Here is a 16190-nt window from a genome sequence, read left to right on the forward strand (position 1 = left end):
GCTTGAGAGATTGATGACCCTATGGTAGAACGGAATAAAAGGCGACTCATCGCAAATGACAAGAATACGACTCGGATATGAGGAAACCCAGATGAGCTATAACATTTATCTACAACTTCAGCCTGAAACTCATCACCGTTTTAGAGAGCTTCATTCCCGGTTAAATGCTGGAGATCAGATCAGCCTGGCCAAACCTTTGGGAGAAAATCTGGCGGATATGGCCTGTGAAATTATCGAACAAGTTTTCGGGCAGGTTGCCCGTCTGTCCACTTCACAGGATCATGAGTCAGAAAAGGTAATTCAGCAGATTCTCGATACCATTCATAAATATATGCCATGGTCTGTTTCATTTTTTGCCAATCAGCGGCTGCTGCCTTTGGTTAATTATTTGTATGACCTAATGCATGAAAATGAAGGGGATTATTTTATGCATTATCCGGTTGAACCGCATCTGGTGACAGACTTGCTCAGTTATGCCTATGATATGAAAGCCGGCAATCAGCATGCTGTATCACTGGCTTTAAAAGCTTTCATTGAAGTAGTAGATCAGGGTGTCACCCATTTGGTACGTCAGCCCAAAAGTATCCTGAAATTTAATGTGGTAGTTGATAAAACCCTGAATGGTGTGATTAATTTAACCACGCAGCTCGGTTATAAGCGTTTTGATAAGCTGGGAAGCATCTATGATGTGCATACCATGAGTCATTATTTCGAGCATTTTTTAGCATTTCTGGAAGATGAAGTGAGGGTTTGTTAACCCTTCATCTACGGTTGCGACGTGAGTGATATATCTCGCAAGATTTTATAGCTGAGATGAGACATGAGGCATGAAGTTGCGTTGTTCTAAATGAATGACTCATCAAGAGATAGCGGCAAAAAATATACTCGTCCTCTTGCACTATGAACAACGCGATGCTTGGTTCTTGCTCATGGAGTTAAAACTCTCGCAGATTTCGGTATGAAACTTAGTCATACTCGATCTGCTCAAGCTGGTTTATAGCGCATTCCATTTCAAGGGCAGCAAACTCTAAATACACAGCGAATATTATTAAAGATAAGAGGGATTCAATGGCAAAGCTGGAAAATTTAAAAGACAAGGTCGTCTGGATTACCGGGGCATCCTCGGGGATTGGTAAAGCAATTGCACAGGAGTGTGCGATGCAGGGGGCACAGGTCATATTGACGGCACGCCGTTATGAAGAACTGGAAAAAGTCCGTATCAGTTTACTTAATCCGGACCAGCATCTTGCTATTACTGCTGATATTACTGATGAAAGCCAGGTGCGCCAAGCCTATGAGCAGGTCCTGAGCGAAAAAGGCCGGATTGACTGGCTGATTAACAATGCCGGGCTGAGTCAACGTGCGCTGATCTTGGATACCAGCATGCAAACTGAGCGTGCCATTATGGAAGTGGATTATTTCTCACAGGTATTTTTGACCAAAACAGTATTGCCGACTTTTTTACAGCAAAAATCTGGCCGGATTGTTTTTGTTTCCAGTGTGGCCGGCCTGCTGGGAACCCAATACCGTGCTTCTTATTCAGCGGCCAAAGCAGCGATTCATATGTGGGCTAACAGTTTACGTGCTGAAGTCGCGGAGGATGGTGTGGATGTTTCGGTAATTTTCCCGGGCTTTGTAAAAACCAATGTGTCGATTAACGCCCTGAATGGAGAAGGCAAAGCTCAGGGCTTTGATAATGAAGCGACGGCAAATGGCTTGGACGCCGAGGAGTTTGCCCAAATAACTGTCAAAGCCTTAATGAAGGGCGAGGAATATATTGTTGTCGGCGGTCGTAAAGAAGTGCTAGGAACCTGGGTGTCGCGTTTATCGCCAGGCATGCTGTATAAAATGATCCGTAAAACCAAGGTCAAATAGGCGCTTGGTTCAAGGAGTTCAATTGATATACGAAATACCTCCTTTAAAACAAGGAAGGATGATCAAATATAAAAAAATTCCCCTCATTTGAGGGGGATTTTCTTTTCAAATCTCAACTGGATTTTTTCCCCTTGATGAAAGGGGCGAGGTGGATTAATTCACTGAATCATCCAAATTCGGCGCTAACCAGCGTTTTGCTTCATCCAGTGTCCAGCCCTTACGCTTCGCATAATCTTCCAGCTGATCGCCAGAGATTTTACCCACGTTAAAGTATTCAGTTTCAGGGTTGGCATAATAGAAACCGCTCACTGATGAAGGTGGCCACATTGCAAAACTTGTGGTTAAGTACGTACCAATCTTGTCGGTTGTATCTAACCAGTCAAACAATGGCGCTTTTTCAGAATGTTCAGGACAAGCCGGGTAGCCCGGTGCGGGACGAATACCGACATACTTCTCTTTGATCAATTCATCATTGGTCAATTGCTCATCGGCTTGGTAGCCCCAGAACTCTTTACGGATACGCTGGTGCAAATGTTCGGCAAAGGCTTCAGCAAAACGGTCACCCAGGGCTTGAACCATAATGGCATTATAGTCATCGCCTTTGGCTTTATATTCCTGCGACAGCTCTTCTGCACCGAAGATCGACACGGTAAAGCCGCCCAAGTAATCCTGCGCCACATCTTTAGGGGCAATAAAGTCAGCCAAAGAGTAGTTGGCTTTGCCGGTTACTTTGTCGGACTGCTGACGTAAGTGCTCGAAAGTATGAGTGACTTTACCAGCTTCATCCACGACAGTAACCGTATCTGAACCCGTACGGTTCGCAGGGTAAATGCTGAAGGTTGCACGTGCATCAAAACGTTTGTTTTCGATGATGTCTTGCAGCATTTCCTGTGCTTGAGCAAACAGGTCACGCGCGGCTTCACCGACAATTTCATCTTCCAGAATTTTCGGGAATTTGCCTGCCAGACTCCAGGAAATAAAGAATGGTGTCCAGTCAAAATACTCAACGAGGGTTTCTAAAGGATAGTTGGTGAAGCTCTGTGAACCAATGAAGTTTGGTTTTGCCGGGGCATTCTTGTTGAAGTCAATTTTAAAACCATTTTCAATAGAAGCCTGATAGGACAGCTTCGCCGCTTTCGGCTGTTTGTTGGCAAGACGGGTACGGATTTTTTCATAATCCGCAGCATAGTCGGCCAGCAGTTGAGGCTTCATTTCCGCAGAAAGCAGTTGTGTCGCTACACCGACTGCACGTGAAGCATCAGCGGTATATAGCACACCATCATTTTGATATTGCGGAGCAATCTTCACCGCAGTATGAGCTTTAGAAGTGGTTGCACCACCAATCATTAATGGAATGTTAAAGCCTTTACGCTGCATTTCTTTGGCGACAAAAACCATCTCATCCAATGATGGCGTGATCAGGCCCGACAAACCGATAATATCGACTTTTTCATCAATCGCGGTTTGTAGAATTTTCTCGCAAGGCACCATTACGCCCAGATCAACGATGTCATAACCGTTACAGCCCAGTACCACGCCCACAATGTTTTTGCCGATGTCGTGTACGTCACCTTTTACGGTTGCCAGCAGAATTTTACCTTTGGCTTCGCCTTGGGTTTTTTCTGCTTCAATGAACGGGTTGAGCCATGCAACTGCCTGTTTCATCACACGCGCGGATTTCACCACTTGAGGCAGGAACATTTTGCCGGCACCGAACAGGTCACCGACCACGTTCATACCCGCCATCAATGGGCCTTCGATCACATCCAGTGGACGTGCAGATTTTAAACGGGCTTCTTCAGTATCTTCATTGATATAGGTGGTAATACCTTTCACCAAGGCATATTCCAAGCGTTTTTCTACGCTTTCATTACGCCATTCCAGGTTCTCTTCGGCTTTTTGCGCGCCGCCTTGACCCCGGTATTTTTCAGCAATTGCCAGCAGTTTCTCGGTCGCATCCTGACCGCTTTCACCCTGATTGCGGTTCATCACCACATCTTCGACCGCTTCTTTCAGCTCGGCAGGAATATCATCATAAATTGCCAGCTGACCCGCGTTGACGATCCCCATGGTCAAGCCTTTCTGGATCGCGTGATACAGGAATACCGCGTGAATCGCTTCACGTACTGGTTCGTTACCACGGAAAGAGAAAGAGACGTTGGAGATACCGCCGGAAATCATCGCATTTGGCAGATTCTGTTTAATCCAGCCAGTCGCTTCAATAAAGTCCACACCGTAGTTGTTGTGTTCTTCAATACCGGTCGCTACGGCAAAGACGTTCGGGTCAAAAATAATATCTTCAGACGGGAAGCCGACTTCATTGACCAGCACATCATATGAACGCTTACAGATTTCTTTTTTACGTTCAGCAGTATCAGCCTGACCATCTTCATCAAAGGCCATCACGATCACGGCAGCACCATACTGACGGCAGAGGCGGGCACGTTCAACAAACTCGTCATAACCCTCTTTGAGGGAAATCGAGTTAACCACCGCTTTACCCTGTACACATTTCAGACCAGCTTCAATAATTTCCCATTTAGAGGAATCCAGCATGATCGGCACACGTGAAATATCGGGTTCAGACGCAATCAGATTCAGGAAATGCACCATGGCACCTTGTGAATCCAGCATGCCTTCATCCATGTTGATGTCAATGATCTGTGCACCGGCTGCCACCTGTTGACGGGCCACGTCCAATGCTTCAGTAAAGTTTTCTTCTTTAATCAGACGCAGGAATTTTTTCGAGCCTGTGACGTTGGTACGTTCACCCACGTTCACAAATAATGAATCTTTGGTGATATTAAATGGCTCTAAACCACTTAAACGGCAAGCAGGTGCAATTTCTGGCAGCTGGCGCGGGCGAATACCTTCAACCGCCTGGGCAATGGCACGGATATGATCCGGCGTGGTACCACAGCAACCGCCAGTAATATTAATCAAACCACTTTCAGCAAATTCTTTCAGGAATGCCGCAGTTTCTTCCGGGGTTTCATCATAGCCACCGAAAGCATTTGGTAGGCCGGCATTCGGATGCGCTGAAACAAAGGTATCGGCTACGTCAGACACGGTTTTGACGTGTGGACGCATGGCATCTGCACCCAGTGCACAGTTAAAGCCAATCGATAAAGGCTCTGCATGACGCATCGAGTTCCAGAAGGCTTCTGCTGTTTGACCTGTCAGGGTACGACCCGATGCATCGGTAATCGTGCCCGAAATCATGATTGGCAGATCATAGCCTTGTTCTTTAAAGACTTCTTTAACTGCAAAGATGGCAGCTTTGGCATTTAAGGTATCAAATACTGTTTCAATCAGGATGATGTCTACACCGCCTTCAATCAACGCCTTGGTTGATTCGATGTAATTCACTTTTAACTGATCAAAGGTAATGTTACGGAACGCAGGGTCATTTACATTTGGAGAAATAGAGGTGGTACGTGAGGTTGGACCCAGTACACCGGCTACAAAACGTGGTTTTTCAGGCGTTGAATATTTGGCGCAGGCTTCTTTGGCCAGACGTGCCGCTTCACGGTTAATCTCCGGCACCAGCTCTTCCATGTGGTAATCCGACATGGAAACGCGCGTACCGTTAAAAGTGTTGGTTTCAATAATGTCAGCACCCGCTTCAAGATAGGCTTCATGAATACCTTGAATAATTTGCGGTTGGGTCAGCACTAAAAGGTCATTATTACCTTTGAGGTCATGTGCCCAATCTGCAAAACGCTCACCACGATAATCCGCTTCTTCCAGTTTGTGACGTTGGATCATGGTACCCATCGCACCATCGATAATGAGAATTTTCTTGGCAAGAAGTTCTTTTAGAGTGGTAAGTGTGGACATGCAGACTTTCTCAGCAGGAATCAAAAATGTGTGTAATCTTAGCAGATTAGTTATCCAATATCTGCTGCATGAACTTAAGAATGATGGATATGCGTGATATAAAAATTTGATAAGTCTATAGATGTGCAGCTATAGATAAGAGCAACAGGTGCGGGAAGCAGGCCAAACTCTTAAAGCTGGGGAGGATCAAGATCTAAAGAATAACCAACTGCTTTTATTCATAATATTGTCATATTTCTTTGGCATGATACAGCCATAAAAAATTTGTCATCATTCGGATCGCAACATATTTCACGCATGACAGCGTTTTACTGTATTGAAAGCAGGAAAGGGTAAAAAGAGGTGGAAGGAGCAAATAAATAATTTTTAATAAAAAATCAGCGGCAGTATTCAGATGAAATAATATGCGCTGGTCGGAATAAAGCTGAAAAATTTGCTTCATAAGCCGGCAAACTGTCATATAATTGTCACAATTTAACTGAACAATACGGGGATCATTGTATCCTCTATTCCTGCTTGCATGAATTCTAACCAAACTCCCATAGATTCAGCACAACAAGGGGCTTCTGTACAGAAGTCAACCAATGTTCATGTGCCCACACCGAAATTTTTTATGCCGGTGTTTTTGACTGTTATTATTTCCACGCTGATTTATATCGGCTTCCAATTGTCTGCAGATTTAGCGCATGTCCCTGCTTTAAGCCTCTATTCAGTGATTCTACTGGCCACGGCCCTGTTTATTGCTTTGGGTTTCGAGTTCGTGAATGGTTTTCACGATACCGCGAATGCAGTAGCGACGGTGATCTATACCAATGCGCTCTCTGCACCTGTTGCAGTGATGTGGGCGGGTTTCTGTAACTTTCTCGGTGTAATGGTCGCAAGTGGCGCCGTAGCATACGGAATTATTGCTTTACTTCCAGTCGAACTGATTATGAATGTAGGAAGCGGCGCAGGTTTTGCGATGGTTTTTGCCATGCTGATCGCGGCGATTCTCTGGAATTTGGGCACCTGGTTTCTTGGTATTCCGGCTTCCAGTTCGCATACCCTGATCGGTTCGATCTTGGGGGTAGGCATCATGAACTATATTCTGAATTCGGGTGCAGGGGCTTCAGGTGTAGACATGGAGCAAGTCATGAAAGTGGGTAAGGCGCTGTTATTTTCGCCTTTAATCGGCTTTGCATTTGCTGCGATCCTGTTTCTGCTGGTGAAGAAAATCTTTAAGCGTCAACTGGAACTGTTCCAGCCGCCTGAAGGCAACAAGCCACCACCACCGATGATTCGTGCCATTCTGATCTTTACCTGCACCGGCGTAAGCTTTGCGCATGGTTCAAATGATGGTCAAAAGGGTATGGGCTTGATCATGCTGATTTTGATTGGCTGTGTACCTTTGGCTTATTCACTGAATAAAAATCTTGATAGCCAGCATATCCAGTCTTTTGGTCAGTTATCTGCACAAACAGCTGATTTGATCTATCCGGAGCATGCCGATATTCCAGATGCACAAGCGCGTGATGTGATTACCAAGTATATTCAAACCAAGGAACTTACACCTGAAGTGGTGCCGGCGCTGGCCAGTTTGACAGACCATTTAGGTGAGAAAGTGGGTACTTATAGCAGCATTAAGGATGTACCAGAAGCACAGGTATCTGAATTCCGTAATGATATGTACTTAAGCACAACAACATTCAAACGTCTGGATAAGGCGGAAGCTTTACCGGCCATGTCTGGTGCGGAGGAAAAAACAGTAGCAGCATATCGTGACAATCTGGACTCTTTCCTGCAATACATTCCGACCTGGGTGAAAGTGGCAACAGCCTTGGCTTTGGGGCTAGGAACGATGGTGGGTTGGAAGCGCATTGTCGTGACTGTGGGTGAACGTATTGGTAAACAGCATATGACCTATGGTCAGGGGATGTCTGCTGAGCTTGTCGCGATGTCAACCATTGCTGCGGCAGATGGTTTGGGAATGCCAGTCTCGACCACACACGTTTTGAACTCTGCCGTTGCCGGTACGATGGTGGCGAACAAGTCTGGTCTGAATTTCCAGATGGTGAAAACAATTTTATCCGCCTGGATATTTACCCTGCCTGCAACAATCTGTTTATCAGGTGGTTTGTACTGGTTATTATTGAAAGTATTCTAAAAAGGTTTGATGTGAAAAACGCTGCTGGAGCAGCGTTTTTTTATGGGTGGGAGAAAATTTTCTAACCTTAAAATTGGTGATTTTTTGCTGAAATAGAAGACCGTTTGTTATCCAATGGCTTGCAAAATTATAAGGGATGCTCCCTCTCCCTATGGGAGAGGGCTGGGGTGAGGTGAGGGTAATCAGAAGGCTAAAAGTACTTTCAATAAAAGGATTAATAGCTAATTTCAACTAAATGTAAAAAATGAGTATTTCTTAGCCTTACTTTTGAAAGATCAAAAGTAACAAAAATCTTTTGTTAGGCTGATGATATGTCCCTATATCACAGCCTAACGGCGACATCCATGTCGCCTGACCAATAAAATTGATTTCATCTTTATTTCAGAAAAAATTACTTCTTCAACTTACCCAACAATCCTTTCGGCAGTTTATCCGTTGCAAAACCATACAGCGCAGCAAAAGGCAATGCCGTGCGTGGCAGGTAAGCCACTCGCCATAAACCGCCATGATTGGCGCCGTGCATCATTAATTCTAAAGGATGATCAAGTTTTACTTCTGGATTGGCAACGGAGTCAGGATTGCGCAGGTCATGAATCCAGAGTGCGGCCATAATGGCATTGGTGGTTTCAGGGGCAAAAGCCTCTACATCAAACAGGCTGGCACCATTAAAAGCAGCTTTGAGCAGCGGGTTTTTGGTCACCGAATAGGTTGTGGTGGAGGGGGCAATATTGATACTGACACGTTGACCCTGGGTACGTGCCAAGGTGGCGCGCCATTGCTGGATGCGTTTTGCTAAAGCATAGTTCGGACCTTGCTCTACCACCAGACAGTCCGCAATGCCATAGGCCTGACCCTGAGCCGAGTGAATCAGGTCTGTATTGTTCTTTTTAAAGAAATACTGGCCGGACAGGGTAGAAATACCTTTAGCAATCAAACCTTCGGTTTTGGAGCGCTGCTGGTATTTAAGCTGGGCCGCCTGAATCACATCTTGCGGTACAGCATACACATCTGTTGGGGTACACATATACATCAGACTGGTCTTGGTTTTTTGTTCACTGACGTATTTCATGATGGCATCCATTGCCATAGATACACGCACATGTTTTTCACCATCCAGATAAGCAATCGCAGCCAAATCCAGATCCTGCTCAAATTGCGCCAGCCATTGGGCAATTTCAGGAATCTGGGTTAATAAATTGGCACCGAGCTTTTCTTTCAGGATGTGGTCTGCTGTATCGGTATTTAAAGCTTCACTTGAGGGTGCATACAGTGTGGCATTACCTTGACGGACAGTCTCAATAATTTTGCCCCAGACCCGAGTATTGGGCAGGTCGATGGCCACAATATTGGCTTTCCATCTGGACAGCCAGGTCAGTGGCCCGGCTTCAGAGGCAGCACCAAACAACACGGTGGTACGGTCCGAAAGATCGAACCATTCTGGATGAGCCACACAGGCACGCAGAGCCTGGGCATGGCTGGCTTCGACAATGCCTTGATCTTGCCAGGTCTGGATCTGCTCAAGTAAGGCGGGTCCATGCAACTTTTTGCCTTGGTAGGGCACATACCATTCTGGTGCTGCTGCTGACTGACCTATGATTTTGAAGGTATGCAGCGGGACGGCGGCCAACGTCATGACCTGGTTCAAAGCATACTTTTGACCATCACGGTAAAACTCAAAACTTTCATGCGCCTGTTTTAGCCCATGTTCTGCAATGCTAATAGCTGCTTCAGCATTTTTTAAACCATTTTCAACCAGACGTTTAAAATGAACAGGATAGTGTTTGCGCCAGTTTTTTTCAGATTGTACTGCAGCTGCATGTTGCGGATTGACAGCAGAAAGTGCATGAGCCAGTAATTCACGTCCGACTTTGGAGGTACTTGGTTTTTGTTGTTGGGTATGGCGTGGAAATTGTAGACCGTCTAAAGATGTGGACATGCAAAATATCTCGTGGCTTAACATAATTAATATACAGATGTATACATTATCGCTGTGAACTTGCTGCTGAGGTTGGCAATAACTGCCATCCTATATGTCAAAATTATTACCAGATGTTTCAATTGAGGCCAGGTTGATAGACTCGGGCAAGTCAAGTAGTGACGTCGATCAGCTGAATCATTTTATTTAAATAGGTGAAGTGCTGAGCGCGGTGAAAGAGTGATCGCAATGAGTCATTTTGGAGTTGGGTTGGGGTGGGTTGGGTTGTATAAAACGCTGCCTTAGGGAAGCAGGATTTTTAGCCATTTAGGTATTTGATTATTTATTTTGCTACCTAGGGATAGAAGTGTAGCGACTATCCCCAAGCTCAGGACCATGCTAGAAAGGCAGCTGCGACAGTTTATTCAGGAAGTGTGGAATGAGTCGAGGTTCGATCAAAATAGTAATGATCACTCCATAAGCTGCACCCCAAAGGTGGGCACTGTGGTTAATATTAGAGTTACCGCGCTTGCCAGACCAGATGCTGTAGGCCACGTATAGGACTGCAAAAATAATGGCGGGCACCGGGATAAAAAACACAAAGATCAATTTCCAAGGTTCAAATAGAATATAGGCAAACAGAACCGCAGACACTGCACCCGAAGCGCCTAAACTTGCCCAGCGTGGATTATTTTTATGGTGCAGGTAGCTAGGAATAATTGCAGCAATTAAACCGCCCAGATAGAACAGTACAAAGCCAAGGTCATAGAGATACTGGCGATAAAAACTTTCAATAATACTGCCAAAGAAAAACAGGGTAATCATATTGAACAGCAGGTGAGTGCCGTCTGCATGAATAAAACCATGTGAAATGAAACGATCATATTCACCGCGTTGAATGGCAGGTGGCCAGAAGATCAGGCGGTTCATGACACGCTCTTTGGAAAAAGCAATAAAAGAAATAATGCAGGTAATCAGAATGAGGCTAACAGTATGATTAAAAGGTAAATGCAGCATAACAGGTCGTTCTCATTCTGAATAATAATGCTCAATCTTGCCATTAATCTGGTATTTAGGGAGCACTTTTATAATAATTCCGACAATTTTAGTTGAAATTTTATCTTTACCCCGCATCTTCAGTTAAAATAGTAACTTCAGCTTGAGGAAATGATTGTTATGTCGACTGAGAACAGCAGCACTGCAGTGGTTGAAGATATTCCGAATTTATTGATTACACCGTCTGCCCAAGAGTATTTAAAGGATTTGTTGGAAAAACAGAATACGCCAGGTATTGGTGTGCGCGTTTTTGTTGAAAATCCGGGTACACCGCGTGCTGAATGTTGTATGGCATATAGCGCCCCGGATGAAGTTGTTCCCACAGATTACAAGCAAGAATATCCAGATTTTCCTGCATTTATTGATTCGCCTTCAATTCCGTACCTGTTAGATGCGGTCATTGACTACAACAAAGACCGTTTTGGCGGCCAGTTGACCTTCCGTGCACCGAATTCAAAAGTGCCGCGCGTAGGCCCTGATGCTTCAATCGAAGAGCGTATTACTTACGTACTTCAGTCTGAAATTAACCCGGGTCTTGCAGGCCATGGCGGGAACTGTGCATTGGTCGAAGTGGTTGAAGATCCTGAGCATGGTTTAACTGCTGTACTTAAATTCGGTGGTGGTTGCCAAGGCTGTTCAGCTATTGATGTCACCCTGAAACAAGGGGTTGAAACCACCTTGAAACAGCATGTTCCTGAACTGATGCAGGTGGTTGACCAGACTGACCATAGTCAGGCAGAAGGCGCTTATTTCAAATAATATTTGAGTGAAAAAGCGAAAAAAATCCCTCGGTTAGCCGAGGGATTTTTTTATGCAATGACATGAATTCTATTGGCAGGTTTTGGGCAATTGAATAAAAACTGCAAGCGGCTTTTCTATCTAGACATTCAAGATTTTTAAGGTTTCTTCACGATAATAAAACTGTTCAAGATATTTACGGGCACGTGTTCTCAGATGCTGCTGGGAAAGCATGAGCTGAATGAGCGGAACGAGCAGTTCATTCAGCTCATGCTGGATCAGGGCTTCATCAATATTCAGGTCACGCAATAACTGGTCAAAAGTATGGGTCTGATTACGGATGTACCAGGTATATACTCCATCATGAATCTGTTGCTGCATATATTCGGTTTGTCGTAAATGATCCCAGATTTCATGGGCCAAACCGACGGTATGGGGCAGATCCTGGGTTTCAATATAGTTTTTCAGTACCGACAGCGGCATTTCTTTAACCTTATGCCAGAGATTGGCCTGAAAATGGTACAGCTTTTCATCATCAAAATGCTGGTTCAGTACATGTTCACTCATCTGGCTGAGTTTCAGAATATTTTTTTGCAGATAACGGGCAACGGTATCATCTAAGCTGCTATCCGTGACGTTTTCCAGAACAGATTTGCCCATTTTCATGAAACGGGAAACGCCGGGAACACTTTTGGCAATCACGGAGTTATCAAGATAGTCCTGAATGGAGTGCTGAATCAATTGCGTAATCATGGCTGAAAATGCCGGATTATTGACCACGGTTTTGATCAGGCGCTGACGGTGTCCGCTTTTGCTGGCCACATATTGTGCGATCTTATCAACGGTTAATACGGGAATAACATCAGCAATTTTAGTCTGGTCATTGGCTGGATGCACCAGTGCAAAACGAATATGTTCAGCAATCTGCTCGACCAGAAAAGTTGTGGCTGCTGTAGCTAAAATCTGTTTTTGCAGTAACTGGCTAATCAGTTCACAGCTCCACAACTCTTTTAAGGGGTGTTTACGGAACCAGAGATAGAACTCATGAAACTCGGTCTGAATGGTATCAGCCTGAGCAAATGTCTGCTCCAGAAAATCAAGCTGGGCATCGATCAATTGCTCAATCATGGGATGTTTCTGCATGGTATCTCTGAACTTAGTTTAAAGGGATGAGTTTATCAGCTAGAGGGTTTTTTAGGGTCTGTGTCTTGGCCAGAAAAGGCAAATAGCTCTGGGCAACCTGTTTTTCTGCTTCCAAAATCGGCATATGACCAACATTATTTAAAATGACCGGCGTTTCGGCACGTTTAAGCAAAGAATAAAGCTCTTTAACCACTTCAACATTAATAATCCGGTCCTGCTTACCCCACAAGATAAGTGTTGGAGCTTCAACTGTCCGGGTGAGGCGTGCAAAACTTTCCGGAGTATAAATCCGGTTGAGCATGACAACCTGATCAATGGATTTACTGGTCTGCTCAGAACGTGAAATCAGCAGTTTTTCCTGGGCATATTTTAATTGATAGGGCACAACAGGCGGATTTTGCATCAGCTGTTTGGATATACCTTCCAGATCTCCAGGTTTGGTGACAATCAGATCCTTTAAGGCATGTGGATCTTTGGTATAAGGGGTATTACCCAGTTTATAGATCCCGGCACTATTGACTAAAAAAAGGCTTTGGGTATCAAATGGATATTGTGCAGCATAGACGGTTGCTATAGAGCCGCCGAGAGAGTGTCCGGCCACATGCAGATCCTGCTCAATGCCTAAGGTTTCAGCAAACAGGCGCAGTTGAGAGGTGACATTCGGTACTGAAACATCAAAGTTGGCAGGAACCCTGGTCTCGCCATTACTGGGCAGGTCAGGAATAATCACATGATAATAGGGGGTAAGAAACTGTGCGACACGATTCCAGTTATCCCGGGTTCCGGCCAGTCCGTGAATGAGTAAAATAGAAGGTTTATGTTTGGCTCCCCCTTCACTATAACTCCAGCTAATATCACCAATTTTAAGTGTTTTAGACTGAAGGCCAGCCTGATGGCGTTCCTGGATCAAATATTGCTGTAAGAGCTGTGTTGATTTTTCAGTCTTGGTTCCGGTAAATAAATTTTGTGCATAACTGAGTCCAGGTAAAGTCAGACTCAGGCTGAGTAAAGCCGAACAAAACATATTTGAGCGCAACTTTATTATTTTCGTCATTGCTACTTTCCTCAAATTAAATGATCGGGCAAATCGCCCCCCAAAAATACTTCCATGTTCTAAATTTAAAAAGTATGAATGAATCTATTCTCATCTTTGGTTTATTTTAAAGGATTATTGGCTATTGTTCATCTATGAATTTTTTGTTTAAGACAATAAATATGAGGTGAAATGTGACCAGATTTGCATAAATGGCCAGCCAGAGCTGAAACAATTCAACTGCAAAAAAATTAAACAGCTAATTTTTTTTGCAAGTGACTTTCAAAAAATCTAGCAGTAAGATATTCCAACTCAATACAGTGGTGGTAAAAAATGCTCACAGCTCAGGAAGCGCTAGAACGTCTTAAACAGGGTAATCAACGTTTTGTTACGGGCGATACCTCTCATCCAAGGCAATTGAGCCATCAACAGCGAGCAGAAATGGCAGAGGATCAAAACCCTTTTGCGATTGTCTTGGGGTGTTCGGATTCACGTGTCCCTGCGGAAATGGTATTTGATCAAGGCCTGGGGGATCTGTTTGTCATTCGTGTGGCAGGCAATGTCGTAGCACCCTCACAGGTTGGGAGCGTAGAGTTTGCCGCGGAGCGTTATGACTGTGCGGTGGTGGTGGTATTAGGTCATAATCATTGTGGCGCTATTCAGGCCACGATTGATACCTTAACCTGCCCAGATTGTCCACCATCCAATAATCTGATGTCGATTGTAAACCGGGTACGTCCATCCGTTGAAACGCTGCTGCAAACTGAACTGAAAGATGATCTGGCTAAACTATCCAAGCATGCAGTACGATCCAATGTCTTTGCCTCAGTGAACCAGTTGCGTCATGGCTCGGCCGTGATTGAAGGTCTGATTGCCAAAGGCAAGTTAAAAGTGGTGGGAGCAGAATACTCACTGGAAACCGGAGAAGTTGTTTTTTTTGATTTCTAAGAGTTAAAGATCAGTTTTTAAGTCTTCCGAACTCTCCTTTAAAAAAGGAGAGTTTTTTTGTTGAACTAACTTTAATTTACAAGAGTTTTTTTCTCGTCAACAAGGCGGGAAAATACTTTCAAACATGCATTTTACAACGCACTTTGAATATAGGGATAGGCATTGTTCAATAGAATCGTTTGTGCTTTGGCATTCGGATGAATCTGATCCTGCTGCATCAGACTTTTATGGCCGGCCACACCCTGCATAAAGAAAGGCAATAATTTGACCTTATATTGCTGGCTTACCACTTTATAATTATTTTCAAATGCCCTGCCATACGCCTGACCATAATTCGGTGGCATTTTCATGCCAAATACAATCACTTTGGCCTGGGCTTTTTGGCTTTGCTGCACCAGATTGGCCAGATTTTTCTGGATCATTTGCGGTGGCTGCCCGCGCAAGCCATCATTACCACCCAGTTCAATCACGACAATATCCGGACGATGAGTCTGTAACAGTTTAGGCAGTCTTGCCACTGCACCACTGGTGGTTTCGCCACTCATACTTGAATTGACCACTTTGTGCTGTTTCGGATAGTGTTGGTCTAAGCGTTTTTGCAATAAACTTACCCAACCTTGCTGTGGTTGAATACCATAACCTGCACTTAGACTGTCACCCACAATCATAATGGTCTTTGCCGACACGCCGAAAGGAATCAGGCATATACTCCACAGGATCAGGCAAGGCAATACACGGGTTTTCTGAACTCGATCTTTCATATAGGACACGTATGATTCAAAGCAGTTACGATTCGACCATCATGCCACAAGCAATTATTTCTGCCCAGAAGCTGACACAAAAGATACAGCTTTCACAAAAACAGCTGACGATTTTTGAGGATCTTTCACTAGACATACAGGCTGGGGAACAGGTGGCGATTACTGGTCGTTCGGGTTCGGGGAAGTCGACTTTACTGGGAGTTTTAGCGACTTTGGATCAGGCCAGTTCTGGTCAGCTGATGGTATGTGGCGAACAGGTGTCGAATTTAAGTGAAGAGCAACGTGCTGTAGTCCGCTTAAAAAATATCGGTTTTGTATTTCAGTCCTTTCAGTTGCTGCCACATTTGACAGCTTTAGAGAATGTCATGTTACCGTTGCGTTTGCAGCCGGGTTTTAAATATAGCGAGGCAGAGCAGAAGGCACTGCTGCTGCTGAAAAAAGTTGGTCTGGACCGGCAGGCCCAGCAAACGCCAAAAGTCTTATCGGGGGGAGAGCAGCAACGGGTAGCAATTGCCCGGGCATTGGTCAGTGCACCTAAAATCATTTTTGCAGATGAACCTACAGGCAACCTGGATGGTGAAACGGCGCATGAGATCGAGCAATTACTGTTTCAGCTCAACCGTGAACTGGGCACCACGCTGGTTCTGGTGACCCATGATCCAAAACTGGCCCAACAATGTCAGCGGCATTTTGAGCTGCTGGATGGTCAGCTCGTTGAACATGCCAGCGGAGGATGAT

Annotated in this window: 12 protein-coding genes; 6 read left to right on the top strand and 6 right to left on the bottom strand. The window is 44.7% G+C overall.

Annotation, left to right across the window (positions count from 1 at the left end; genetic code table 11):
* The first annotated feature begins 91 nt into the window (after positions 1-91).
* Together NI461_RS02500 and NI461_RS02505 are read left to right on the top strand one after the other, a co-directional pair.
* On the top strand, positions 92-757 hold the full coding sequence (locus tag NI461_RS02500; protein WP_253156440.1) for a hypothetical protein: 666 nt from the start codon (positions 92-94) through the stop codon (positions 755-757).
* Between the two features lie 311 nt (positions 758-1068).
* Entirely contained in the window at positions 1069-1875 is an 807-nt protein-coding gene (locus tag NI461_RS02505; RefSeq protein ID WP_253156441.1) for an SDR family oxidoreductase, read from the top strand.
* Positions 1876-2028: 153 nt separating this feature from the next.
* Here the strand turns inward: NI461_RS02505 and metH are convergent, their stop codons facing one another.
* Positions 2029-5715: a methionine synthase gene (gene metH / locus NI461_RS02510; RefSeq protein ID WP_253156442.1), complete on the bottom strand. Its 3687-nt coding sequence runs from the start codon at positions 5713-5715 to the stop codon at positions 2029-2031.
* Between the two features lie 520 nt (positions 5716-6235).
* Between metH and NI461_RS02515 the strand changes: the two genes are divergently transcribed.
* Positions 6236-7858, top strand: coding sequence for an inorganic phosphate transporter (locus NI461_RS02515; protein ID WP_253156443.1), 1623 nt, complete (start codon positions 6236-6238; stop codon positions 7856-7858).
* A gap of 391 nt (positions 7859-8249) precedes the next feature.
* Here NI461_RS02515 and NI461_RS02520 read toward each other — a convergent pair whose 3' ends face one another.
* Together NI461_RS02520 and NI461_RS02525 are read right to left on the bottom strand one after the other, a co-directional pair.
* Positions 8250-9794 carry a hypothetical protein gene (locus NI461_RS02520; RefSeq protein WP_253156444.1) on the bottom strand — a complete coding sequence of 515 codons (1545 nt, stop codon included), beginning with the start codon at positions 9792-9794 and terminating at the stop codon, positions 8250-8252.
* Positions 9795-10172: 378 nt separating this feature from the next.
* Positions 10173-10790, bottom strand: a complete 618-nt coding sequence (locus tag NI461_RS02525) for a rhomboid family intramembrane serine protease (protein ID WP_253156446.1) — start codon at positions 10788-10790, stop codon at positions 10173-10175.
* Between the two features lie 159 nt (positions 10791-10949).
* Here NI461_RS02525 and nfuA point away from each other — a divergent pair, with 159 nt between their 5' ends.
* Positions 10950-11588, top strand: coding sequence for a Fe-S biogenesis protein NfuA (gene nfuA / locus NI461_RS02530; RefSeq protein ID WP_151204875.1), 639 nt, complete (start codon positions 10950-10952; stop codon positions 11586-11588).
* A 120-nt stretch (positions 11589-11708) separates the two neighbouring features.
* Here the strand turns inward: nfuA and NI461_RS02535 are convergent, their stop codons facing one another.
* Entirely contained in the window at positions 11709-12710 is a 1002-nt protein-coding gene (locus NI461_RS02535; protein WP_253156448.1) for a hypothetical protein, read from the bottom strand.
* 13 nt (positions 12711-12723) lie between these two features.
* A complete protein-coding gene (locus tag NI461_RS02540) occupies positions 12724-13764 on the bottom strand; it encodes an alpha/beta hydrolase (protein ID WP_253156450.1) in 1041 nt (346 codons plus the stop codon).
* Positions 13765-14076: 312 nt separating this feature from the next.
* On the opposite strand from NI461_RS02540, the gene NI461_RS02545 reads away from it, so the two are divergent.
* The gene (locus NI461_RS02545) at positions 14077-14691 is read left to right on the top strand and encodes a carbonic anhydrase (RefSeq protein WP_151204872.1); all 615 of its coding nucleotides are present in this window, start codon (positions 14077-14079) and stop codon (positions 14689-14691) included.
* A gap of 131 nt (positions 14692-14822) precedes the next feature.
* On the opposite strand, the gene NI461_RS02550 is transcribed toward NI461_RS02545, so the two are convergent.
* Positions 14823-15452: an arylesterase gene (locus tag NI461_RS02550; protein WP_253156547.1), complete on the bottom strand. Its 630-nt coding sequence runs from the start codon at positions 15450-15452 to the stop codon at positions 14823-14825.
* Between the two features lie 11 nt (positions 15453-15463).
* On the opposite strand from NI461_RS02550, the gene NI461_RS02555 reads away from it, so the two are divergent.
* Positions 15464-16189, top strand: a complete 726-nt coding sequence (locus NI461_RS02555; protein WP_151205943.1) for an ABC transporter ATP-binding protein — start codon at positions 15464-15466, stop codon at positions 16187-16189.
* Position 16190: the final 1 nt, after the last annotated feature.

It is taken from the genome of Acinetobacter sp. S4400-12, from assembly GCF_024129495.1.
GTDB classification, from domain to species: domain Bacteria; phylum Pseudomonadota; class Gammaproteobacteria; order Pseudomonadales; family Moraxellaceae; genus Acinetobacter; species Acinetobacter lwoffii_C.

What these genes read in the sequence shown, in the direction of transcription:
- metH (WP_253156442.1), bottom strand. Translation starts at nt 5,715, where the DNA reads ATGTCCACACTTACCACTCTAAAAGAACTTCTTGCCAAGAAAATTCTC.
- NI461_RS02500 (WP_253156440.1), top strand. Translation starts at nt 92, where the DNA reads ATGAGCTATAACATTTATCTACAACTTCAGCCTGAAACTCATCACCGT.
- NI461_RS02550 (WP_253156547.1), bottom strand. Translation starts at nt 15,452, where the DNA reads ATGAAAGATCGAGTTCAGAAAACCCGTGTATTGCCTTGCCTGATCCTG.
- NI461_RS02545 (WP_151204872.1), top strand. Translation starts at nt 14,077, where the DNA reads ATGCTCACAGCTCAGGAAGCGCTAGAACGTCTTAAACAGGGTAATCAA.
- NI461_RS02525 (WP_253156446.1), bottom strand. Translation starts at nt 10,790, where the DNA reads ATGCTGCATTTACCTTTTAATCATACTGTTAGCCTCATTCTGATTACC.
- NI461_RS02520 (WP_253156444.1), bottom strand. Translation starts at nt 9,794, where the DNA reads ATGTCCACATCTTTAGACGGTCTACAATTTCCACGCCATACCCAACAA.
- NI461_RS02505 (WP_253156441.1), top strand. Translation starts at nt 1,069, where the DNA reads ATGGCAAAGCTGGAAAATTTAAAAGACAAGGTCGTCTGGATTACCGGG.
- NI461_RS02540 (WP_253156450.1), bottom strand. Translation starts at nt 13,764, where the DNA reads ATGACGAAAATAATAAAGTTGCGCTCAAATATGTTTTGTTCGGCTTTA.
- nfuA (WP_151204875.1), top strand. Translation starts at nt 10,950, where the DNA reads ATGTCGACTGAGAACAGCAGCACTGCAGTGGTTGAAGATATTCCGAAT.
- NI461_RS02555 (WP_151205943.1), top strand. Translation starts at nt 15,464, where the DNA reads ATGATTCAAAGCAGTTACGATTCGACCATCATGCCACAAGCAATTATT.
- NI461_RS02515 (WP_253156443.1), top strand. Translation starts at nt 6,236, where the DNA reads ATGAATTCTAACCAAACTCCCATAGATTCAGCACAACAAGGGGCTTCT.
- NI461_RS02535 (WP_253156448.1), bottom strand. Translation starts at nt 12,710, where the DNA reads ATGCAGAAACATCCCATGATTGAGCAATTGATCGATGCCCAGCTTGAT.